General features: G+C 62.3%; 21 protein-coding genes. 12 read left to right on the top strand and 9 right to left on the bottom strand.

The window, feature by feature from the left end; all coding sequences use genetic code 11:
• Positions 1-80: 80 nt before the first annotated feature.
• From VHO05_RS09265 to ftsE, 4 genes are all read right to left on the bottom strand, one after another.
• Entirely contained in the window at positions 81-878 is a 798-nt protein-coding gene (locus tag VHO05_RS09265; protein ID WP_329646302.1) for a 1-acyl-sn-glycerol-3-phosphate acyltransferase, read from the bottom strand.
• A 125-nt stretch (positions 879-1,003) separates the two neighbouring features.
• On the bottom strand, positions 1,004-1,645 hold the full coding sequence (locus tag VHO05_RS09260; protein ID WP_329646301.1) for a YdcF family protein: 642 nt from the start codon (positions 1,643-1,645) through the stop codon (positions 1,004-1,006).
• Between the two features lie 161 nt (positions 1,646-1,806).
• Positions 1,807-2,970: an ABC transporter permease gene (locus VHO05_RS09255; protein ID WP_329646300.1), complete on the bottom strand. Its 1,164-nt coding sequence runs from the start codon at positions 2,968-2,970 to the stop codon at positions 1,807-1,809.
• Positions 2,954-3,610 carry a cell division ATP-binding protein FtsE gene (gene ftsE, locus VHO05_RS09250; RefSeq protein WP_329646299.1) on the bottom strand — a complete coding sequence of 219 codons (657 nt, stop codon included), beginning with the start codon at positions 3,608-3,610 and terminating at the stop codon, positions 2,954-2,956. The genes VHO05_RS09255 and ftsE overlap by 17 nt, the downstream gene beginning before the upstream one ends.
• A 301-nt stretch (positions 3,611-3,911) precedes the next feature.
• Here ftsE and hpt point away from each other — a divergent pair, with 301 nt between their 5' ends.
• A complete protein-coding gene (gene hpt / locus VHO05_RS09245) occupies positions 3,912-4,460 on the top strand; it encodes a hypoxanthine phosphoribosyltransferase (RefSeq protein WP_329646298.1) in 549 nt (182 codons plus the stop codon).
• 95 nt (positions 4,461-4,555) lie between these two features.
• Positions 4,556-4,918 (top strand): response regulator, encoded by a 363-nt coding sequence (locus VHO05_RS09240; RefSeq protein WP_329646297.1) that lies wholly within the window; start codon positions 4,556-4,558, stop codon positions 4,916-4,918.
• A gap of 15 nt (positions 4,919-4,933) precedes the next feature.
• Here the strand turns inward: VHO05_RS09240 and VHO05_RS09235 are convergent, their stop codons facing one another.
• Positions 4,934-6,055 (bottom strand): TRAP transporter substrate-binding protein, encoded by a 1,122-nt coding sequence (locus VHO05_RS09235; RefSeq protein WP_329646296.1) that lies wholly within the window; start codon positions 6,053-6,055, stop codon positions 4,934-4,936.
• Positions 6,056-6,378: 323 nt separating this feature from the next.
• Between VHO05_RS09235 and mobA the strand changes: the two genes are divergently transcribed.
• From mobA to VHO05_RS09220, 3 genes are read left to right on the top strand one after another with little or no spacing between them, the layout of a single operon-like run.
• Complete coding sequence (mobA, locus tag VHO05_RS09230; RefSeq protein ID WP_329646295.1) at positions 6,379-7,023, top strand: molybdenum cofactor guanylyltransferase MobA; 645 nt, start codon at positions 6,379-6,381, stop codon at positions 7,021-7,023.
• The gene (gene mobB / locus VHO05_RS09225; RefSeq protein ID WP_329646294.1) at positions 7,020-7,553 is read left to right on the top strand and encodes a molybdopterin-guanine dinucleotide biosynthesis protein B; all 534 of its coding nucleotides are present in this window, start codon (positions 7,020-7,022) and stop codon (positions 7,551-7,553) included. Before mobA ends, mobB begins: the two co-directional genes overlap by 4 nt.
• A complete protein-coding gene (locus tag VHO05_RS09220) occupies positions 7,550-8,254 on the top strand; it encodes a hypothetical protein (RefSeq protein ID WP_329646293.1) in 705 nt (234 codons plus the stop codon). The genes mobB and VHO05_RS09220 overlap by 4 nt, the downstream gene beginning before the upstream one ends.
• Before the next feature lie 283 nt (positions 8,255-8,537).
• Here VHO05_RS09220 and VHO05_RS09215 read toward each other — a convergent pair whose 3' ends face one another.
• Positions 8,538-10,235, bottom strand: coding sequence for an OFA family MFS transporter (locus tag VHO05_RS09215; RefSeq protein WP_329646292.1), 1,698 nt, complete (start codon positions 10,233-10,235; stop codon positions 8,538-8,540).
• Between the two features lie 231 nt (positions 10,236-10,466).
• Here VHO05_RS09215 and moaA point away from each other — a divergent pair, with 231 nt between their 5' ends.
• Together moaA and VHO05_RS09205 are read left to right on the top strand one after the other, a co-directional pair.
• Entirely contained in the window at positions 10,467-11,513 is a 1,047-nt protein-coding gene (gene moaA / locus VHO05_RS09210; protein ID WP_329646291.1) for a GTP 3',8-cyclase MoaA, read from the top strand.
• 31 nt (positions 11,514-11,544) lie between these two features.
• Positions 11,545-12,318 carry a hypothetical protein gene (locus VHO05_RS09205; protein WP_329646290.1) on the top strand — a complete coding sequence of 258 codons (774 nt, stop codon included), beginning with the start codon at positions 11,545-11,547 and terminating at the stop codon, positions 12,316-12,318.
• On the opposite strand, the gene VHO05_RS09200 is transcribed toward VHO05_RS09205, so the two are convergent.
• Complete coding sequence (locus tag VHO05_RS09200; RefSeq protein ID WP_329646289.1) at positions 12,296-12,979, bottom strand: SLATT domain-containing protein; 684 nt, start codon at positions 12,977-12,979, stop codon at positions 12,296-12,298. The two genes, VHO05_RS09205 and VHO05_RS09200, sit on opposite strands and share 23 nt — an antisense overlap.
• A gap of 116 nt (positions 12,980-13,095) precedes the next feature.
• The gene (locus VHO05_RS09195; protein ID WP_329646288.1) at positions 13,096-13,572 is read right to left on the bottom strand and encodes a hypothetical protein; all 477 of its coding nucleotides are present in this window, start codon (positions 13,570-13,572) and stop codon (positions 13,096-13,098) included.
• Between the two features lie 133 nt (positions 13,573-13,705).
• On the opposite strand from VHO05_RS09195, the gene VHO05_RS09190 reads away from it, so the two are divergent.
• Complete coding sequence (locus tag VHO05_RS09190; protein WP_329646287.1) at positions 13,706-14,293, top strand: NnrU family protein; 588 nt, start codon at positions 13,706-13,708, stop codon at positions 14,291-14,293.
• Positions 14,294-14,435: 142 nt separating this feature from the next.
• Here the strand turns inward: VHO05_RS09190 and VHO05_RS09185 are convergent, their stop codons facing one another.
• On the bottom strand, positions 14,436-16,241 hold the full coding sequence (locus tag VHO05_RS09185; RefSeq protein WP_329646286.1) for a L,D-transpeptidase family protein: 1,806 nt from the start codon (positions 16,239-16,241) through the stop codon (positions 14,436-14,438).
• A 273-nt stretch (positions 16,242-16,514) separates the two neighbouring features.
• Here VHO05_RS09185 and panB point away from each other — a divergent pair, with 273 nt between their 5' ends.
• The 4 genes from panB to der all read left to right on the top strand — a co-directional run bounded on the left by panB (position 16,515) and on the right by der (position 21,199).
• Entirely contained in the window at positions 16,515-17,396 is an 882-nt protein-coding gene (panB, locus tag VHO05_RS09180) for a 3-methyl-2-oxobutanoate hydroxymethyltransferase (RefSeq protein WP_329646285.1), read from the top strand.
• A 142-nt stretch (positions 17,397-17,538) separates the two neighbouring features.
• A complete protein-coding gene (locus tag VHO05_RS09175) occupies positions 17,539-18,279 on the top strand; it encodes a tetratricopeptide repeat protein (protein ID WP_329646284.1) in 741 nt (246 codons plus the stop codon).
• A gap of 26 nt (positions 18,280-18,305) precedes the next feature.
• Positions 18,306-19,709: a PQQ-binding-like beta-propeller repeat protein gene (locus tag VHO05_RS09170; protein WP_329646283.1), complete on the top strand. Its 1,404-nt coding sequence runs from the start codon at positions 18,306-18,308 to the stop codon at positions 19,707-19,709.
• Positions 19,710-19,819: 110 nt separating this feature from the next.
• Positions 19,820-21,199 carry a ribosome biogenesis GTPase Der gene (der, locus tag VHO05_RS09165; RefSeq protein WP_329646282.1) on the top strand — a complete coding sequence of 460 codons (1,380 nt, stop codon included), beginning with the start codon at positions 19,820-19,822 and terminating at the stop codon, positions 21,197-21,199.
• The last annotated feature ends 17 nt before the right edge of the window (positions 21,200-21,216 follow it).

Below are 21,216 nucleotides of genomic sequence, written 5' to 3'. Positions count from 1 at the left end.
TGCGCCTCGGGCCATCCAGTATGGCTCTGAAATATAAGCGCTCACCCCCAAATCGTCAAACAAATGTTCTCTTTTAGTTCTTATTCGTTCTCGTCCAGGTTCCGCTGCCCTTCCAGCACTAGCTTCTGGGCCGCCGCCTCGAGACGCGCCTCGAGCAACTCCCGAAACTCTTTTCGCGGCAGGCCAGCCGGAATCGGATCGAGAAACTCGACCACGATCGTGCCCGGGTAGCGCAGGAACTGACGGCGCGGCCAGAAGAGCCCGGAATTGAGCGCAAGCGGCACGCACGGGAGCTCAAGGGCTTCGTAGAGGGCGACATAGCCCGGTTTGTAGTCAGGGGGCGCACCCGGGGCCTGGCGGGTTCCCTCGGGGAAAATCACGATCTCCCGGCCCTGAGCCTTGCGGATCTGGGCATCCGCGATCATCGCCTTGAGCGCCTTCGCGGCCCTGTCGCGTTTGACGAGGATGTGCTCGAACTTCACGCAAAACCAGCCGTAGAACGGGATCCACTTGAGCTCGTCTTTGAGCACGATGGCAGGGTCACGAAACAGCGGCACAAGCCCAAAAGTATCCCAAGCCGATTGATGCTTGGACACGACGAGACAGGCCCCCTTCGGAAGCTGGTCATGCCCGCGCACTTCGAGCTTCGTCCCGGCGATGACGCGCAGCAACCACACGCACACGATGGCGTGTGTGCGCAGACCGGCCATCGCCCAGCTTCTCGGCGCGAAAAGCAGCCACGAACCGAGCACCAGGAACAGGGCCGTGGTCACGTAGAAGGCGATGGCAAAAAGGATCGAACGAAGGGTCAGAAGCATGGGGTGCGGCGAGATGAAAGACAGGCGCCCGGTGCGCCGGATCCCTATCAATCCGACCACCAATTCAATGTCCAGCCTTATTGCTCGAGAGTGCTTCCGGAAAAGTGGGAACCGGTTTTCCGAAAAGAAGCACGACAAAACTAAGAACTAGGGTCGGTCCTCGATCAACTAAAACCGGAACGACCCTAGGATTTCTGGGGCGTACCCGAAGAGGCCGTCAATGACGTGGCCTGCCAGGGCGAGAGGCCGCGTTCCGCCACCAGCCGCGCCGCAGCCGGCAAGAACTTGATGTACTCGGACGCAAGCAGACGCGTCGTGGCGGCATCGAGCCACCAGACCTTGCGCCTGAGACCATCGGGCGCAACCGGATGCGGCACCAGCTGGATGTTCGGCATCACACGCGCAAGTTCCGCGAGGCTGCGCGGCATGTGGTAGCTCGCGGTCACGACGATCAGGCGATCATAGCCGAGTGCTTCCGCCCAGCGCCGCGTTTCCTCGGCATTGCCGACGGTATTCAGCGCCGCATATCCGAGATCGACGCAACACTGGAAAATCTTCTCGTCGAGACCGGAGATCTTGAGCAGCGAAGGCCGCCCGGTCTTCTGGTTCACGCCCGAGATGAGGAGACGCTGTCCGCGACCGTCCTGCAGCAGCTTCGCCGCCTCCGTGATGCGCGTCTGCCCGCCGGTCAGCACGACGATCCCATCAGCATGCACGTTCTGCACTTCGGGATCGCGCATCACGGCATTTGCGAATAGGACGAATCCGAACGCGAACAGCGCTGCCGCTGCTCCAGCGAAACCAATCAGAAATCGTCTCGGACTCATACCTGCCCACCCGGCCTCATGTGCGGACCGCCTCTGTCCGGCAGCAGCCTCCCCCGTGCGAAGTCCGCTCCCGAAGGAGAATAGCCGATTTTGGCCTCTCGTGTGACAGTCCTTGAGCCGGCGTACGTTGATACTTAACCGGCGCCGGAGCTTGTCCTCAATCAATGCTTGCTGTTGAGAATGCGAAACACACCAAAGCGGGAAGTAAGCATACAGAGCGCCGCGATCACGACGACGACGATCCCCATCAGCACGAAGCCCGCCATATCGAGCGCCCCGGATCCCACCAGCCGGTGCAGCTCGGTGAGCGTCATCGACCCGCCGCCCATGATTTGAACGATGGTCGGCATCAGCAGGAAGACGCAGAGCGCCAGGGCCGCTCCTACGAGCCCCGCCCTGACGCCGAGTCTCAGGAAGTGCTTCTCGAACTCACGCGCGATGAACCGGTCGGTTGCGCCGACGAAGTGCAGCACCTCGACGATTTCCCGGTTTGAAGCCATCGAGCTCTTGGTGGCCGAAACGATAATGGCCGTGGTCGCCATGGCAACGAGCGCCAGGATCGCCATGCCGCCGAGCGCGAAACTGTTGGTGATCGTCATGATCTGCAGCTGCCAGCGGCGATGGTCGTCGAGCGTGACCCCTTGAAACTGACCGGAGAGGCCGGAGCGGACCGTATCGAGGTTCGGCGGCACGGCCCGGTCCAGCTCAAGCGCGATGAGGCGCGGAAGAGGCAGGGCGTTGAGATCGTCGATGGGCCCAAGCCAGGGCTCAAGCAGTCCAGCCGACTCCGCAGCGGACAGGACCGTTACCTTGCTGATACCGCTTTGCTGGCCAAGGTAGGTGGCGACCTGTTGCGTCAGCTTGTCGGCGTCCGTGCCGTCCTTGGCCTGCACCTGGACGGTCACCTCGCTCGCGATATCGCGGAGCCAAGCGTTGGCGGACTGGCGGATCATGTAGACGGTGCCCACCGTGAGGCAGGCCAGAAAACACATGATGGTGATGACGAGCGTGAGCGAGCGGCCGGTCACCGAACCCGCCGGCACGATCGGCGCAGTCATCGATTGCGCTTTGCGCGGCTCGCGCATCGGCGCGTAAACATCCGGGCCGGAATGGCGTTCGTAATCGGTCCTGAGGGCGCTTTCCCCCACCGTGATGGCGTCGGTGTCGTAGGTTCGATCGTGGTCCGTACGCTCGCGCGCTTGGGTCGACACGCGTCCGCCCTGCGTCACGACGGAGCCGTCGTCATACGGGTCGTACTCGGGTGCACGATTGGGATCGAGCCCGCGCAACGCTGGTCGGTCGGGGCGATCATACGATCCGGACATGGCCGTCGTGCAACTCCAGTCGAGGGGCTTTGAACTGTCGCATCAGCTGATGATCGTGGGTCGCGATCAGAACTGATGTCCCAAGCCGGTTGAGCTCAATGAACAGGCGCAGGAGACGCCGGGCCATTTGCGGGTCGACGTTACCGGTCGGCTCGTCGGCAAGCAGCAGCTCGGGTTTTCCGATCACCGCGCGCGCGATCGCAGCGCGTTGCTTCTCGCCGCCCGAGAGAACCGAGGGGTAGCCGTGCATGCGGTCACCGAGCCCGACCCACTGCAGGAGGTCCGTCACGTCTTCCTTGTAATCGTCGACGCGTTTGCCGATCACGCGCAGCGGCAGTGCCACGTTTTCCCAGGTTGTCAGATGTTCGAGCAGCCGGAAATCCTGGAACACAATGCCGATCCGGCGCCTCAGGGGGGCACGCTTGCTTGTCGTGATACGGCTCACATCCTGGCCAAAAAGCTGGATCTGGCCGCGCGTCGGATGAAGCGACATGAAGAGCAACCGCAAGAGCGACGTCTTGCCGGCACCCGATGGCCCGGTCAGGAAGTGGAATGAGCCAGGCCGGAGGTGAAAGTTGACCTCCGAAAGGATCTCAGGGCCTCGATCGTATTTGAGGCCGACATTCGTCAATCGTATCACGAACGACTCGCTCCGGGATTGAGCTTGTAGAGTTACGCCTTATGCTCGCGCGCCTATATGCGGGAAGGCGAGCGGAGTATCAATCGGTTACGAATATGGCGGCGGCATGTACAAACATCTCTGCCTCCCCGTTGCGCTCAGGTACGGAGCACTTGATACCTTGAGCGTGACTGTACAGGATGCTTCCGTAAAACCCCGGGCTAGCCGGGCCCCGCGGCCTAAAGGCATGATTTCGGGGGTTTTTCAGATTTTGGGCCCGTAACCAGGCAATCGCGCACGAAAGGACCGGCAAGGAACCGACATGACGGAAGAAAGAGCTGCCGCATCTGAAGTCGAGGTCATCTACTCCGCGGACAACATCGCCGCCCGCTTGGAGGAGCTCGCCCGGGAGATCTCAGGCCGAAAGCTCGAGCGACTTCTCGTCGTCGCCGTCCTCAAAGGCAGCTTCGTCTTTGCTGCCGATCTTATTCGCGCCCTCCACCGCACGGGTCTCGAGCCCGAGGTGGATTTCCTGACGCTCTCCAGCTACCGCAAAAGCAAGACATCCTCCGGCAAGGTCGAGATCCTGCGCGACCTGGACCTCAGCGTCGAGGATCGAAACGTGCTCCTGATCGACGACGTGCTCGACTCGGGCAGGACGCTGGTTTTCGCAAAGGACCTGATCTCGGCCCGCGGCGCGAAAGAGATCCTCACCTGCGTGCTGATCGACAAGAAGGTGCCGCGCGCGGTCGACGTCCAGGCGGACTTCTGGGCCTTCGAAGGCAAGGACGAGTTCGTCGTCGGCTACGGCATGGACGTTGCCCATCGGTATCGTGAGCTGCCGTTCGTCGGCCGCATGGCTCGGGACTGACGCTCAGTTCGGAGTGGTGGACATGCGCTTGGGAGTCGGCATTGGAATAAAAGCGAGCTGGCACTCCGCCGGCTTGGTGTCTGGGGAGAACGGGGATGGCGCACATTCTTCTGGCCGACGACGACGAAGCGACGCGTGATCTCGTCAAACGCGCCCTTGAATCGGACGGACACAACGTGGACCTGACGCAAGACGGCAGCGAAGCTCTCGACGTTCTCACCTCGGCTGCGAAGAAATTCGATCTTTTGGTCTCCGATGTGCATATGCCGGGGATCGACGGCATTGACCTCGCCCGCCGCGCAATCAGCAGCGCACCGGACCTGAAACTTCTGCTCATGTCGGGGTTCGCCGAAGAACTCGAACGCGCGAAAGCTCTGAACTCGCCGAACCTCGGCATCATTCTCAAGCCGTTCACCCTCGAGCAGATCCGGGCGGCAGTCCGCACGCTGCTCGCATAAGCGTCTAACCTCGCCTCACAGCGCATTCTTGCGCTGCTGGATCATCATGTAGGTGTCGCTGGTGTGCTCCGAAAGCTGGAACCAAAGGTAGTCCTCGGCACGCACCGCGATCATGGCGTCGTAGGTTTTCTTGAACTGAGGATTCTTGGCGGAAAGCTCAGCGTAGGCGTCGTTCGACGCTTTGAAGCAGGCATCCAGCACCGGCTCCGAGAACGGCCTTAGGATTGCACCGGCTTTGACCAAGCGGCGTAGCGCTGCCGGATTTTGCATGTCGTACCGCGCCATCATGATGGTATTGGCCGTCTGCGCGGCGCTCCGGATCACAGCCTGATATGCTCTCGGCAGGCTGTTCCATTTCTCGAGATTGATGAAGAAATGGAGCATGGCCTGGCCTTCCCACCAGCCCGGATAGTAGTAGTTCCGAGCCACGCGATAGAAGCCGAGCTTCTCGTCGTCGTAGGGGCCAACCCACTCCGCCGCATCGATCGTGCCCTTCTCGAGCGCGGCATAAATATCGCCGCCCGCGATCTGCTGCGGCACCGCTCCGAGCCGCGACATGATCGCCCCGCCAAAACCACCGATGCGGATCTTGAGACCCTTCCAATCCTCCGGCGTATGAATCTCCTTGCGATACCAGCCGCCCATTTGCGAGCCGGTATTGCCACCCGGCAGGCCGTATATGTTGTAGCGCTGATAGAACTCGTTCATGAGGTCGATGCCGCCGCCCTCGTACATCCAGGCGTTCTGCATGCGGCAGTTGAGACCGAACGGCACGCATGTCGCCAGCGCGAACGTCGGATCCTTACCCCAGTAGTAGTACGAAGCCGTATGCGCGATTTCGACCGTGCCATCCGAGACGGCGTCCGCAGCCTGCAAGCCGCCCACGATCTCGCCGGCCGCGAAGACCTGGATCGAGAACTTGCCGTCGGTCATTTCGCTCACCGACCTGGCGAAGACGTCCGAGGCGCCGTGAATGGTGTCGAGCGATTTCGGAAAGCTCGAGGTCAACCGCCATGACAGCTTCGGCATGCTTTCGACCACTGCCGGGGCCGTCGGCTCGTCGCATGCGGCAACAGTCGCCGCCGCGCCTCCCACGCCTGCGACCGTCAGGAATTTGCGGCGATTGAGTTTCGTCATTGAGGTCCCCTGCCCGCTTCGGCGGGCGGACTATAGACGGGGTGCCCTTCCGATGTCAGCCGGATCGCGAAACCCAAAACGCGCGAGCCTGTTGCGCTCCCGGTACGGCCGAGTAGGGTCTGATCGGCGCCAGGTCGGCCGCCTAGTGTCCCGATTCCGAAGTTCGCCCGAATTTCGCGGCTAGGTACCAAGCGAACTTCGGAATCAAAGGGACACTAGAAAGTCCAGGATTTGCTAGTGTGATTCAGATCGAGAAATTCGTTCGGTCCCTCGCGGCCAGATATGGCGAATTTCTCGATCATCACACTAGCACGAGACCGCCAATGACGGACGAAATTGCGGGTGTGGTGCTGGCCGGCGGGCTGAGCCGGCGCATGGGAGGCAGAGACAAGGCGCTGCTCAATGTAGCAGGGCGACCCCTGATTCAGCGCGTCGCCGAAGGCTTGGGCCCACAGGTGGGCCCCCTAATCGTGAATGCCAACGGCGACCCTTCACGCTTTGCGTTCCTCGGGCATCCGGTGGTGCCGGACGAGACCGCCGATTTTCCCGGCCCCTTGGCGGGCGTTGTGGCCGCACTTCATTGGTTCGCGCGACACCAGCGCGGCACACGCGCGGTCGCCAGCGTATCGGCCGATGCCCCGTTCGTTCCTGCCGACCTCGTACGAAGGCTCGACGAAGCCCTCACCCGACATCCCGAGGCACGCGTGGCAGTCGCCCAATCGCAAGGCCGGCGCCATCACGTAATCGGACTCTGGCGCATCGAAGCCGCAGCCACCATCGAGAAGGCACTCGCGCGCGGCGAGCGCAAGGTCGAGACCATGGTCGACGCCTTGGGGGCCGTAGCCATTCCGTTTCCGGATCTCGACATCGGGGGACAAACGATCGATCCGTTTTTCAACGTCAACACTCCCGAGGATCTCGCCGTCGCGGAGAGGGCCCTCGCACAAAGCGCAGGCTCGACACCATGACCGAGCGGGCACCCTTCATCGTCGGCGTTGCAGGTTGGAAGAACTCCGGCAAGACCACGCTTGTCGAACGGCTCGTCAAAGCGCTCACAGCACGCGGCTTCTCCGTTTCCACCGTCAAACATAGCCACCATGATGTGACGTTCGAGAAGGGCGGCACCGACAGCGCGCGCCATCGCGATGCGGGTGCGCGAGAGGTAGCAGTCGTTTCGCCAAAACGCTGGGCGGTGCTCGGCGAGCGCCCCACCGGGATCGAACCGACGCTGCCGGAAGTGCTCGCCCGCCTAGGCCCGACAGACATCGTCATTGTTGAAGGCTACAAGCACGAACCGATCAAGAAGATCGAGGTTCGCAGAACCGACCAAGGTCCGGGTGCGCCGCTGGCAGGAAGCGATCCCGGCGTTTTTGCCATCGCATCCGATCACGAGATCCGCATCGCGCGTGTGCCGGTCTTCAATCTTGATGACGTCGAAGGCCTCGTCGGCATTCTGCTGACGGCCGGCGCACTTCCCGAGCGGATGGAGCAAGCATGAGAAAGATAAGCCGCGCTTGCCTGGCTCTCTTGCTCCTTTCTCTAATGGGCTCTCATGTCATGGTCGATGATCCCGTGATCGCGCCAGGTCGCGACCCTGGCGGGACACCTATCGCGGTTGTCTCCGACGGGTTTGACTACAAGAATACAGAGCTTGCCTTGATCCTAGCCCGCGATGGCGAAGGCGAAGCGATTGCTATGGACGCTGCATATGGGGATCAGCGCCCTTACCGTAGGGACGGAAAAGGGACAAAAAATGCGTTAGCTGCGGCCACGTCTGGCGGAGTTCGCATCGTGATGGTCGGCGTCGATTGGGGAGGGCCTTCCCCGTTGGGGAAAGCAAGCGCCTTCACACAACGTACACCGGCGCGGATCGCGTTGGTTCCACTTGATGGAACGCGCAAATATCTCGACATGCTAACGGCGATTGCAACGAATACAAAAGAACTTTTGTTTGTTGCATCCATCCCTGCGGCAACACCTGAAGAGAAGGCAAAAACGGACGGAGTTGCCACGCTAGTCCTGCTCGACTCCAAGGACGACGAACTCATCGCCGCCAAGGCAATCGCGCGCGCACTCGGATGCGGACAAGCTCCGTTGGCTGGATCGAATGGTGCCGAGCTGAAGACAGCGTTCCTAGCGCGTCTGCAGACACAGCCGCCCGCGGGTTGCGAACCAGAGAGCGCCCGCAAATCCAACTAGCACAAGCGCAGCCACTCCCCCGAAGCTCGCGTTCATCCGCGGCGCTTCGATTTCCAGCTGCTCGGCAGCGTCATCTGGAATGCGAACCAGCCGCGCCCGCTGCGGAACGGCCAGCGCAATCGATGTCCCCATCGGAGCAGTTTCGGACTTGCGCGCGGCGCCGCCATGCGGCCAACCAATCTGATGAAAGAATTGGAGCGTGGCCACGATTGCGGCCACGCTCCCCACCTTCCCCCAAAACTGCCGTTCCACGTCTCAGGCCTCCCGCGAGAGGCCTGTGTGCTTAACGGAAGAACACGAGCGTCTTCTCGACTGTCTGCCAAACACCCCAAGCAAGCGGCACGCCAACCAGCGTCCAGAACAAAACCGCCTTCGCGTCGAGGCCGCCCCTGCCGATTCCAAACGAGCCTGTGGTCTCCGTCACCGCCACCGATTTGAGCTTGGCCTGCTCGGCAGCAACTTCTTCCTCGCTCATGTGCCATTTCGGGTCGACCGGCCGTATCAACAGGTTCGCAATGAAACCGACGACCAGCAAACCGGCCAGGATGTAGAAAATCTGGCCGTAAAGCTTATCGGGTGCGATGCCTTCTGCGTACCGCGTATCGTGCAGATAGTTGACGATCACCGGTCCCACGATGCCGGCCGTTGACCAGGCTGTCAGCAGCCGTCCGTGAATGGCGCCAACGAACTGCGTGCCAAAGATGTCCGCAAGATAGGCGGGGACAGTGGAGAAGCCGCCGCCGTACATCGAAGCGATGACACAGAAGCACAGAACGAACAGCGACAAGAGCTTCCAATCTGCGGCCGACGCGGCCAACACATAGAGCGCGGCGCCGAGCGTGAAGAAGATGAAGTAGGTCGTCTTGCGTCCCAGGAAATCCGAGGAGGAGGCCCAAAAGATGCGGCCGAAAATATTGAACAGCGAGATAATCCCGACGAAGCCGGCACCGACAGCCGCGGCCGTTGCGGCCAGTGCGGCATCCTTCTTCATATCGAGATACCCGAGCCCCGCCTGCCCGACGAGGGCGCCTCCGAACGTCTCCTGCAGCATGGGCGAGGCAGCACCGATGATACCGATGCCAGCCGAGACATTGAGGCAGAGTGCGAGCCAGATCAGCCAGAACGCCGATGTCTTGTGTGCATTGTCGAGATGGACATGATTGCTCGTGATCATGGCCTTTCCGTTGACCGGCGCCGTCCACCCTTCAGGCTTCCAACCCACGGGAGGGATCCGATAGCGGAACGAGCCGATGGTCATGAACACGGCATAGATGGCCGCCATCGCGACGAACGTCTGCCAGACGCCGGGCTCGGTCGGGGTCTTGAAGACCTTGTCCATGAGCAGTGTTGCGAGCGGCGAACCGATCATCGCGCCACCGCCGAAGCCCATGATGGCCATGCCCGTCGCCATGCCGCGACGATCCGGAAACCATTTGATAAGCGTAGAGACAGGAGAGATGTAGCCGAGGCCGAGACCAATGCCGCCGATGACGCCGGAGCCGAGCCACATCAGCCATAACTGATGCGTGTAGACGCCGAAGGCCGCGATCAGGAGACCGCCGCACCAGCAGATCGTCGAAACGAGACCCGCTTTGCGCGGCCCAGCGCGCTCGAGCCAGCCGCCCCAGATCGCAGCGGAAACACCAAGAAGCACGAAGAAGAAGGTATACATCCAGCCGAGATCGAACTGGCTCCAGTTGCAGTCCGTGGCAAACAGCGCACGCGCCGTTCCGACCGCCTTCTCGCCGAACGTCACAGCACCGGCCGAGCACTCGGGAAGCGGTTTGCCATCGGCTCCAATGAGCGCCCCTTGCAGCGGCTTCCAGAACACCGAGAAGCCGTACGCCATGCCAATGCAGAGATGAATACAGAGCGCCGCCGGCGGCACCATCCATCGATTGAAACCCGGCTTGGCAACGATCGCCTCTCGGTCGAGCCAACCGGGCTGTGCCCCGATTGCAGCATTGCTGGTGGTCGCCATCTGCGTTCCCTTCCCCCCGAAGTCCTTGACTTCGCCCTTCTTTATTGAGCGTTTGCGCTAAGCAGTATCGCGCGCAAGCTTACGACACAAGTACGGATGGGCTTGATGTCGGCGCCAACCTCGCTACTTTACCATCTGAAGATCCGCGCATGACACAACGGTGACACGGCCTTCTCCATCGTCCGATGGCGGACCGCAGATCGCCGGAGCGGACGGCGATTTGGACGAGATATGACCCTCACGACACCGACAGGCTTTGGCGAAGTTCAATCGGCCCCCGCACCCAACCTCATCGACCCTTTCGGTCGGCATGTGAGCTATTTGCGCGTCTCGGTGACGGACCGCTGCGACTTCCGGTGCGTCTATTGCATGAGCGAACACATGTCCTTCTTGCCCAAGAAGGATTTGCTGACGCTGGAGGAGCTCGATCGCCTGTGCTCTGCTTTTGTTGCCAAGGGCGTCAGGAAATTGCGCATCACCGGCGGTGAACCGCTCGTGCGCAAAAACATCATCTCGCTCTTCAAATCGCTGTCGCGTCACCGCGAGTCCGGACGCCTCGACGAACTGACGTTAACCACCAACGGCAGCCAGCTCGAAAAGTATGCAATCGACCTCAAGGCGTCCGGGGTCGAGCGCATCAATGTGTCGATCGACACGCTGGATCCGCATAAGTTCAAAACCATCACCCGTTGGGGTGATCTCACAACGGTCTTGAAAGGCGTCGAAGCCGCGAAGCGCGCCGGCATCGGCATTAAGATCAATGCCGTCGCGCTCAAGGGCGTCAACGAGGACGAGATCGACGACCTCATCCGCTTTGCGCACGGTGAAGGGCATGACCTGACGCTGATCGAAACCATGCCGCTGGGCGACATCGAAGGCGACCGGACCGACCAATACCTGCCGCTCTCCATCGTCCGCGCGAGGCTTCTGGACCGCTGGACGCTTGAGGACATTCCGTTCCGCACCGGCGGCCCGGCGCGCTATGTTCGCATCAAGGAGACCGGCGGCCGCCTCGGCTTCATCACGCCGATGACACACAACTTCTGCGAGAGCTGCAACCGCGTGCGCGTCACCTGCACCGGCACACTCTATATGTGCCTCGGCCAGGAAGACGCCGCGGACCTGCGCGCGCCGCTTCGCGCCAGCCCCGAGAACGGATTGCTCTTCGAGGCCATCGATGCGGCCATCGCGCGCAAACCCAAAGGGCATGATTTCGTCATAGACCGGCGCCAGCAGAAGCCAGCCGTCGCGCGTCACATGAGCGTGACCGGAGGCTGACACAAGAGAGACGGCAACCGGGGGAGGGGGCATGTCGAGGGGTCTTCTGCGTCACGCCCGCCTGTCGCGTCGCCAGCTCATCACATTCGCACTCGCCTCCGCCGCCATCAACGGCATCATCACCGCCTCCGTCGGCGCCTGGCTGGCCCAGACCTATTCGGCATACCAGAGCCGCCGCCAAGCCATCGAGACCATCGCCAATCTCGTCTACGAACGCCGCACCCGCGCGGGCATGGTCGCATCTGCCATCCGCCGCAACGCCGACATCGAGGAGGTGCGCCACCGCAAGCAGACCTACGACGAAGCCTACGTCGACTGGAACAAGAACGTGATGCTGAACCTGTTCGCGATCCGCGAGGCGGCAGGCGATCTCAAGTTTTCGGCACTCGAGCCAATCTTCGAAGATCACCTCATCGCAGCGATGGCCGATGTCGACCGCTGCATAACGAAGGCCTACGACGCACGCATTGCCAATCAGGATGCCAAAGCCGTGCTTGAGACATGCCGCATGGCCGAGCTGCACCAGTACGTACTCGACTGCGGCGCAACCTTCACCAACGAGCTCTACAAGCTGACACGGCTGACGTTCATTCCATTCAGCGGCGAGTTCGCGGAAACGAAGGCACTGGCGGAAACCCGCATTCGCGACGCGTGCGTCAAAGGCACGGTCCCAACAGCCTCTCCGCCACAACCGACGCCCGCCGGGCCTCCGGTATCTTCAGCACCTGCTCCCGAAGCGCCCCAACCGACACCGGTAGCAGCACAGCCACCGGCCGTTCCTGTTACTGATGCACCCACCAAATGAGCGGCGGCACGGCGAGAAACAGCACGTAGAGCCCGTAGACGTCGAGCGCGTGGCGGATCGAGAGCATCACGCGCGCAGGTCGATCGGCCGCTGTTTCTTCGAGCTTCGCGAACAGAAAGTCGATGCGGTCATGGTTGACCGGGCAGGCGCGCAGCGCATCGTTGTAGCGGCGGCGGAACGCCTGCACCTCCTGCACATCCGTGGGTCGCGCAATCCGAAGCTCCTGAGCGAGTTCCGAAACAGCAAGCGCACAATTCTGCAGGTGGTGCGCCTTCATCTTGTAGTCGTTCATCGCCTCGAGCAGGCCGAGCATCAGAGTGAACACCGACGACACGAGCTGCACGAACGTCATGAGCCGGTTGGTCGCGTCATCGATCTGGCCCACGTAGACGGCCTGCCACACCGCGAGTCCCACGAAATAGAGCGCCACGATCGATTGCGTGAAGAGCGAGACGGCTTGCTTCGTCTCGAGCCGCGCAGCCGCGTTGAAGCGCGCCGCCTTGACGAGACGCATCGTTTGCACGAGCTGATCGGCCGCGCGCGCATCAGTCGGCACCACCGACAGGCGCGCGCGTTCAGCGCCTGGTGCATCGCGCTGCGGGTGCGCGATGGCCACGCCGCCACCGCGCTCGGACCGTGTCACGTCAAGGGCAGGGGTCATCGGCGCAGCATCCTGCGAAATTCACGAGAACGGACCGATTACCTGATTCGCCAAATACCCGCCGCGACCTGCGGGTTACGGTCATCGCAATACTGCGGAAGGCCGTGGGACTGGGCCTACTGGCGGGCCGTCTGCATGGTTTCCACGCCGGGTGGTGTGACGGCAAGGTAACGCCCGGCCACTCCAATGATTGAGCCGGCGACCACGAGCGCCATCGTCCATCCGAATGTGTTGAGCAGGAAGGCGTGGATACGTCCGCGCCGGGCTTCCCTTAACCAGGGCGGCGGCGAAACCACCCCTCGCGAGGACTGCTGCGGCACCGCTGTGATTTTCACCTGGTCCACAACATGAGCGACGCGTCGAGCGGCCAGTGGCGGGCGCACACTGTCCCGAAACGGCGGTGCCGTGACCGAGGCGCTGGTCGGCGGCACGCGTTCTATCGGTTCTCGCCGATCGGGGCCCTTTGCAGGAGGGTCTCCTAGACCGGCGTCAGAGAGCGCAGCCTTGAGCGAACGCTTCGCAATATGCGGATTTCCACGTCCGCTATCGCCGGAGCGCCAAGTCTTTTCCATCCAACCTTCTGTGACCGCCATGAGGGCCTCACACGCACACGTTCCGCCCGATGGCGATTATGCTAATAACCGAGGCATCGGGTCAATCTCGCTCCACAACCCGCGAGCGTGGCCAGGGTTTCGCTTTCACACTGTCACTTGGGGGAATTTTCGCATGCTTCCGTTAATGCTCGGCCTGCTGCTCTTCTTCGCTATCCACCTAGTTCCAACATCCCCCAGCCTGCGCCAGGGCTTGGCCGAACGCTTTGGCGAACCAGCTTACAAGATCGCATTTTCCGTCCTGTCGGTTGTCGCTTTAGCATTGATTGTGCTGGGCTATCACAAGCTTCAGGTGATGCCCGGCAAGAATCCGGTGCTGTGGGATCCGCCGTCGTGGACGCGCCACATCGCGTTTCTGCTGATGCTCCCGGCCATGATCCTGCTCGTCGCCGCGTGCATCCCGTCGCGCATTCGCACTGCAGCAAAGCATCCCATGCTTGCGGCCATCAAATTCTGGGCGCTGGCGCACCTTCTGGTGAACGGCGATCTCGGCTCGATCGTACTGTTCGGAAGTTTCCTCGCGTTCGCCGTCTACGACCGCATTTCCGTGAAACGCCGCCCCGCAGCCGGCCCGCCCGCGAGCCCGGCAGGCGCTCTCAACGACATCCTGGTCGTTGTCGGCGGCCTGGCGCTCTATGCTTTCATGATGTTCTGGGGCCATGGCGCGCTGATTGGCGTGCCCATCGTCAGCTTCGCTCCGTGACCGCGAAGCCCGAGCTCGGAAAGCTCATCGGCGCCGCAAGGCGCTCGGCCGGCGTGTGACCAAGAAGGCGACGCGCCTTTCCGTGACCTCAAACGATTAAGGCCCGCAGCGCGGGCCTTAATCGCCTCCGGGTTCGTACCGGCTAGCGGATCGGAACGATGAAGTCGGTATACTCGCCGGTCTCGTTGCCGATGCTGAGGTCTGAGATGACGACCGAGGAACCGGGCTTCATCACATCCGCGATCTGGTCCCGAACCTCTTGGGGAACGGTGATGCGATCGAGCGCGGCTTGCGGCGTTTGGACCGCTCTGGAAACTTGGACCACAGGCTCGCCCGATTTGGCTTTGCCGGACTTGTCCTTCTTTTTCGAACTGCGCGACGGATCGTAGGGAACGGAAGCGACGCTCCACCTCATCGCTGTCTTCTGCTCCGTGAACGCCAGCGCCGTGAAGACGTGCGTACCGACGGGCTCGTCGGGACGATCGAACGTCACGGCCACGTCGAGAATGTCGTCGTATCCCTGCCGGATGTAGAGCCGCTGCTTGGCGCGGCTGATGAACACCGAGACGGGAAGATTGCGTTTGGCTTCGAGCTTTTTGGCCGCCTGCTCCTTGGCGAGGGCCTGCGACAGCCGCGACTGGACTTCGGCCAGCGCTGTCATCGCCGCACGCCGCTTGTCCTCGGCTTCAAGAGCAACAGCTTCCACAGCCTGGACGGCGGTATGGGCCTGCTCCCAAGCAGCCCGCGTGGCTTCGATCTCCGAAGGAAGGCGCGCAACCTTGGCTTCGAGTGCCACGATCTTTGCGATCCGCTTGGACTCGTCCATGGGTTTCTTTGCGTCTTTCTTGCCCTTGCGCTTGCCCGTCGGCTCCGCGGGCGGCGACTTGAGATCGGCAAGCTCGTGCTCCGCCATGGAGAGCACCTGTTCGAGTTCTGCCAGATCCCCGGCAAGCCGTTCGTCGTCCGAACGCGCGCTCATGTAGGGCTCACGCGCAATCGCTGCAGCCTTCTGGGCCTGCGTGAGCAGGATCGATTTTTCGACCTTCTCGTAGCCGGCCGTGCGGATTTCCAGATTGAGCTTCTCCGCTTCAACACGCCGCCGCTCTCGATAGCTCAATTGAGGCGTAGCCAACGGCTGACCGACACTTTCCGCGGCAGCTACCGTCGTGAGGCCGAGAGCAGCCGATACGGCCGTGGAAGAGGAACCCGCCGTTCCCATCGAGGCGTCGGCGACTTGCGTCTCTTTCCCATCCACGCTGCCAGTGACGAGATCCGCCTCGGGCGGAAATGCCACGAACAGACGATCGTGTGCGATGGGAACCGGAACTACGGAATCGCGCGTGACGATGACGCGCGTGCCGTTCTTGGTCATTCCAAAGAGCTTCTTCGAGAAACCTTGCGGCAACCGAATGCAGCCGTGCGACGCCGGGTAGCCGGGAAGCACGCCGGCATGCAGAGCGATGCCCGACCACGTGATGCGCTGCATGTTCGGCATCGGCGCGCCGGAGTAGAGGTTCGAATGGTGCATCCGCCTCTTCTCGAGCACCGTGTAGACGCCTGCCGGAGTCGAATATCCGACCCGGCCCGACGAAATCGGCGACTCGGCGATCGGTCCGTTTGCATCGAATACGGTGAGCCGCTGCCGGTTGAGGGATACGCTGATGACCAGCGGACCGGACGACGCCCGTTCGGTGGTCTCGGCGGATTTAGATTTCTTGCCCTTCGCCGACGACCGGCCATCCTCGTCGTCCTGCGAAACGGCCGACGGAAGGCGTTTCACCTTTTTGACTTTCGGCGGGGGGCCGTCCCACGCGCCGAAGAAGCCCTGAGCCTCCGCGCGCGGAACTCCCGCGCCCCCGACGATCAGGGCCAGGGCCAGGAGACTGGTGAAACGGAGACCCGCTTGCGGGACAAATGAATGAAATGAGTTTTTTGAATATTGCGGCACGATACAACCATCCCTCGAGGTCGAATCAGCAAAAAGCCAGTTACGACAAGGATTAGCGACCTTCGCCTAACGTCTGGTTAGCAAGTCTCTAAGAGTATCAGACGAGTTTTATCCGCACCAAAAGAAAGACGCCGTTGGCAGACGATCCAACGCAAAGGTGTGGCTCAATCTCAACGGAGAATCCGTTGACGCTGGATCAATGCGCCCATGGCATCTCCGAGCTGCGAGGGGTAGGGTCATCGAATTGACTGCACTGGAGATGTCCCGAAGACCATGTCGCTCCACCCGCTCTCCCGCCGTCTGATGGCGCCCGACATCACCGCCATGAAACGGGTAAAGCCGATCGTTGCGCTAACATCGTATCATGCGCACACGGCCGCAATTGCTGACAAATATTGCGACTTCCTACTCGTAGGCGACAGCCTCGGCATGGTCATGCACGGCTTTGAAACGACCGTTCCGGTGACCCTCGACATGATGATTGTCCAGGGCCGCGCGGTCGTACGCGGCGCTAAGCGCGCATTGGTCGCCGTCGACATGCCGTTCGGCTCCTACGAAGAGAGCCCCTCGGTAGCATTCCGTAATGCCGCGCGCGTGATGAAGGAGACCGATTGCGGCGCCGTCAAGCTGGAGGGCGGGCGACGCATGGCGGAAACCACGCGCTATCTCGTGGACCGCGGCATTCCCGTGATGGGCCACATCGGGTTGACGCCGCAATCGATCAACGTCATCGGCGGTTTCAAGACACAGGGGCTGACACGCGATCAGTGGACCGCCATTGAGGAAGACGCGCGCGCGTTGGCCGACGCAGGGGCGTTCGCCATCGTTCTGGAAGCAATGGCCACGCCGCTGGCGGCGCGCATCACGGAACAGATCGCCGTTCCCACCATTGGCATTGGCGCGTCTTCCGTATGCGATGGCCAGATCCTCGTCATGGAGGATATGCTGGGCCTGTCGCCACGCGTACCCAAGTTCGTCAGGAAATTCGGCGCCGTGGCGACGGCCATCGAGGATGCCATCCGGGCTTACGCAGAGGATGTGAGCGAGCGGCGCTTTCCCGCTGCGGAACACACTTACGCGATGAAAGACGAGGCAGAAGAACGGCCTAGCCCCCCGCCCCAAGCCACGAAAAAGCCGAAAAAGCTGGGCACTTAGCCATATCCGTCGAGGAAGGTCGGGAGCCGCCCTCACAACATTTGCTCTCGTCGGGGCTAACGGGCTATCACACAGGCTCAAACAGCCGCCTGACCGTGCGTTTCGGCCGGGTAGAACGAACAAGAATTTGAGGCACGGTTTTATGGTCGACAAGAACGACGCGCTGTTCCGCGAGGTTGAAGAGGAGCTGCGCCGGGAGAAATTCCAGAAGCTCTGGGAACGCTACGGCACGTATTTCATCATCCTGGCCGTTGCCCTCATTGCGCTCGTTGCCGGCGCCAAGCTGTGGGAAAGCCAACGCATCGCCAATGCCAATGCCGCAGGCGCCGAATTCGAAGCGGCGACGGCCCTCATGAATTCCGGCAAGACGGAAGAGGCGGCCAAGGCGTTCCAGGCTCTCTCCGCGAGCGGTCCCAAGGGCTACGCCGCGCTGGCGAGCCTGTCCGAGGCTGGCGCCTATCTGAAAATGGACAAGGCCGCGGAAGCGCTCTCTGTTTTCGACAAGCTGGCCTCCGACAGCTCCACAGAGCCGATGCTCGCAAACTACGCTCGTTTACAAGGCGCCAGCCTCCGTTTGGGGGAAGCAGACTTTACCGAGATGCAGAATCGGCTCAAGCCATTGACGGGTGACGATAGCCCCTGGCGTTTCACCGCTCGCGAGCTGCTCGGCACCGCTGCGGTGAAAGCCGGCAAGCTTGACGAGGCGCGCACGACACTTGCTCCACTCCTCGCAGACCCGGGCCTCTCGCGGGGTGCGTCCGAGCGGATCAACCGGCTGATGGGCGAGATCGCCACCTCTGAGTTGTCTGGTACGCCGAGCTCCGTTTCGGGTCAGGTCTCTGCACCCGTAGGAGACGCAGAGAAACCCGCATCGGCTCCCTAACTAACGGCCGATTTCGGAGGCCCCATATGGCGCTCGATCGCGTTGGCAGGACCGCAGCCCTCGGTATGGTTGCGTTGTCGGCTGGCCTATTGCTGAGTGGCTGCTCCGATAGCCTGCCGAGCCTCCCGAAGGTGAGCGAACTCAATCCGTTCAAGGAGACGGTGCCGCCGCTTCCCGGCAAGCGCATTTCCGTGCTCCCGGCCCAAGAGAAAAGTATCGGGGAGCTTGCCGAGGCAAGCGGTCCCATCGTCGTGCCACCTCCGCGCCTCAACGACTCCTGGTCTCAGCCCGGCGGCGAACCCAACAACGCCCCCGGAAACCTCGCCCTGTCGGGCAGCAACATGACCCAGGCCTGGAGCGCCAGCGTAGGCCGTGGCACCAGCAAAGTCGGCCGCGTGTCGGCGAGCCCCATTGTCTATGACGGCCGCGTTTTCACCCTCGATTCCGAGGGCGCCGTCAGCGCGATCTCGATATCGGGCGGCTCGTCCCTCTGGCGCGCATCACTCGCGCCCACGACGGACAAGCAGGGCCCTGGCTTCGCGGCCATTACCGAGAACATCATGAACCTCACCGCCGAGGACGGCGGCGGCTACGGTGGCGGCATTGCCGCCGAAAACGGACGCATCTTTGCGGCCAGCGGGTTTGGTACGGTCATCGCGCTCGACCCCGCCAACGGCAACCGGATCTGGGAAAAATCGCTCGGCGTTCCCGTCCGCGCCGCGCCGACGGTCGTCAAGGAGCGCGTGTTCGTCCTCACGATTGAGGGCAAGCTCTATTGTCTCTCCGCCGTGGACGGCACTGAGCTCTGGGTTGTGCGTGGTCTTCCCCAAGCAGCCAGCCTCGGCCTCAACGCAAGTCCCGCCATTGATGGCGACGTTGTTGTGGTGCCGTACGCCTCGGGAGATCTTGTTGCACTCCGCTTGGCCGATGGAAGTGGCCTCTGGTCGGAAAGCCTCTCGCGCTCCCGCACCACCTCCCAGCTGGCCTCCATGAGCGACGCCGCGCGGCCCGCGGTCGACAATGGCACCGTATTCGCGATTGGCCATGGCGGCCGTATGGTCGCGACCGTCGCCACCACGGGCGAACGTCTTTGGTCGTTAAGCATCCCAGGCACGCAACCGCCCTGCGTTGCCGGCGAGAGCGTCTTCGTCGTCGACACGTCCGGCCAGCTGATGGCCCTCCATCGCCGGGACGGCAAGGTCCAGTGGACGACCAAGCTGCCGGGGTCCAACACCTGGACCGGCCCAGTGCTTGCGAACGGCATTCTGTGGCTCGCCTCGAAGGAAGGCCAGCTCGCCGGCGTGGAGGCCGCCACCGGCCGGGTCACGGGCCAGATGAGCATCGGCGATCCCGTGTACATCCCCCCGGTAGTCGCCCAGGGGAAAATGTTTGTCCTCACCGACACCGCCAAGCTGATTGCCCTCAACTGAGGAGCGGCGTTTACCTTTTCGGCGTAAGGCACAAGTAGTCCTGCGCCCTTCGGCCCTTTTGCTTTTGCCGCGTTTTCGGGCCATAAGCGGCCCCTGACACGAGCAAAGCAATGATCCCAAAAATCGCTATCGTCGGCCGACCCAATGTCGGCAAGTCGACCCTGTTCAACCGCCTGACCAGAACCCGCGACGCCCTCGTCTCGGACCTGCCCGGACTCACGCGCGACCGCAAGGAGGGCGAAGCCGAGCTGGGCGGGCACCCGATCAAGATTATCGATACGGCCGGTCTCGAGGTTGCCGCCAAGGGATCGATTGCCGATCGCATGCGCCAGCAGACGGAAGCCGCGATCGAGCTGGCCGATCTCGTACTCTTCGTCATCGACGCCAAGGCCGGTGTCACAGCAACCGACGAAACGTTTGCGCGCACCGTCCGCGCTTCGGGCCGCCCGGTCGTGCTCATCGCCAACAAGTGCGAAGGTCGTTCATCCGACGAAGGCTTCTACGAAGCCTTCAAGCTCGGCTTCGGTGAGCCGGTCGCCATTTCCGCCGAGCACGGCATGGGCCTCGGCGATCTCGAACGCGACGCGCTCGCGGCCCTCGGCATGAAACCGAAACAGCGGCCACGCAAGGGCGATGAAATCGCGGACGAAGAGGAACCGGAGGAACGCCACCGCCCGTTGCGCGTGGCCATCGTCGGCCGACCGAACGCCGGAAAGTCAACGCTCGTCAATGCCCTCCTTGGCGAGGACCGTATGATCACGGGGCCCGAGCCGGGCCTCACGCGCGATTCCGTTGCAAGCGACATCACCTGGAACGGGCAGCCGATCCGCCTGTTCGATACGGCCGGCCTGCGCAAGAAGGCCAAGGTCACGGAGCTGGCCGAGAAGCTGTCCACGAGCGACACCGTCCGCGCGATCCGCTTTGCCGAAGTCGTGGTCCTCCTCATCGATCCCGAACGCGGACTTGAGCACCAGGATCTCAGCATCGGCGAGCTCACGACCGAGGAAGGCCGCGCCATCGTCATCGCCATCAACAAGTGGGACCTGGTTGAGGACAAGCAGAAAGTCCTGAAGGACCTCTTTGCCAAAATCGAGATAGGGCTCGCTCAGGTGCCGGGCGTTGCCGTGGTTCCGATATCGGCCGCGAGTGAAAAAGGCCTCGACAAGCTGATGCGCGCGATTGTCAAAGCCGCGGAGACCTGGAACCGCCGCGTGCCCACGCCGCAGCTCAACCGCTGGCTTGAAGAAGCCCTCGCCCGTCACGCACCGCCCGCACCGTCCGGCCGTCGCCTCAAGATCCGCTACATGACGCAGCCGTCGACCCGCCCGCCAACCTTTGTGGCCTTCTGCTCGAGACCGGATGCGCTTCCCAAGACCTACCAGAAATACCTGCTCAACAGCCTTCGGCAGGCCTTCGACCTGCCCGGCGTTCCCATCCGCCTGAACCTTCGCGGCGGGAACAATCCGTTCGCACCCAAACGGCGCGGCTGATTGCATCCGGCGCACTA

The organism is Hyphomicrobium sp. (assembly GCF_036262015.1).
Taxonomy (GTDB): Bacteria; Pseudomonadota; Alphaproteobacteria; order Rhizobiales; family Hyphomicrobiaceae; genus Hyphomicrobium_C.
Note: the sequence above shows the minus strand (reverse complement) of the source record. Positions and strands in the feature narration are given on the sequence as shown.

Coding starts and splice junctions, on each gene's coding strand:
- VHO05_RS09205 (WP_329646290.1), top strand. CDS start 11,545: ATGTCGAGGGGTCTTCTGCGTCACGCCCGCCTGTCGCGTCGCCAGCTC.
- VHO05_RS09215 (WP_329646292.1), bottom strand. CDS start 10,235: ATGGCGACCACCAGCAATGCTGCAATCGGGGCACAGCCCGGTTGGCTC.
- panB (WP_329646285.1), top strand. CDS start 16,515: ATGTCGCTCCACCCGCTCTCCCGCCGTCTGATGGCGCCCGACATCACC.
- VHO05_RS09175 (WP_329646284.1), top strand. CDS start 17,539: ATGGTCGACAAGAACGACGCGCTGTTCCGCGAGGTTGAAGAGGAGCTG.
- VHO05_RS09170 (WP_329646283.1), top strand. CDS start 18,306: ATGGCGCTCGATCGCGTTGGCAGGACCGCAGCCCTCGGTATGGTTGCG.
- moaA (WP_329646291.1), top strand. CDS start 10,467: ATGACCCTCACGACACCGACAGGCTTTGGCGAAGTTCAATCGGCCCCC.
- VHO05_RS09260 (WP_329646301.1), bottom strand. CDS start 1,645: ATGAGTCCGAGACGATTTCTGATTGGTTTCGCTGGAGCAGCGGCAGCG.
- VHO05_RS09235 (WP_329646296.1), bottom strand. CDS start 6,055: ATGACGAAACTCAATCGCCGCAAATTCCTGACGGTCGCAGGCGTGGGA.
- VHO05_RS09220 (WP_329646293.1), top strand. CDS start 7,550: ATGAGAAAGATAAGCCGCGCTTGCCTGGCTCTCTTGCTCCTTTCTCTA.
- mobB (WP_329646294.1), top strand. CDS start 7,020: ATGACCGAGCGGGCACCCTTCATCGTCGGCGTTGCAGGTTGGAAGAAC.
- der (WP_329646282.1), top strand. CDS start 19,820: ATGATCCCAAAAATCGCTATCGTCGGCCGACCCAATGTCGGCAAGTCG.
- VHO05_RS09195 (WP_329646288.1), bottom strand. CDS start 13,572: ATGGCGGTCACAGAAGGTTGGATGGAAAAGACTTGGCGCTCCGGCGAT.
- VHO05_RS09240 (WP_329646297.1), top strand. CDS start 4,556: ATGGCGCACATTCTTCTGGCCGACGACGACGAAGCGACGCGTGATCTC.
- VHO05_RS09190 (WP_329646287.1), top strand. CDS start 13,706: ATGCTTCCGTTAATGCTCGGCCTGCTGCTCTTCTTCGCTATCCACCTA.
- mobA (WP_329646295.1), top strand. CDS start 6,379: ATGACGGACGAAATTGCGGGTGTGGTGCTGGCCGGCGGGCTGAGCCGG.
- hpt (WP_329646298.1), top strand. CDS start 3,912: ATGACGGAAGAAAGAGCTGCCGCATCTGAAGTCGAGGTCATCTACTCC.
- VHO05_RS09200 (WP_329646289.1), bottom strand. CDS start 12,979: ATGACCCCTGCCCTTGACGTGACACGGTCCGAGCGCGGTGGCGGCGTG.
- VHO05_RS09255 (WP_329646300.1), bottom strand. CDS start 2,970: ATGTCCGGATCGTATGATCGCCCCGACCGACCAGCGTTGCGCGGGCTC.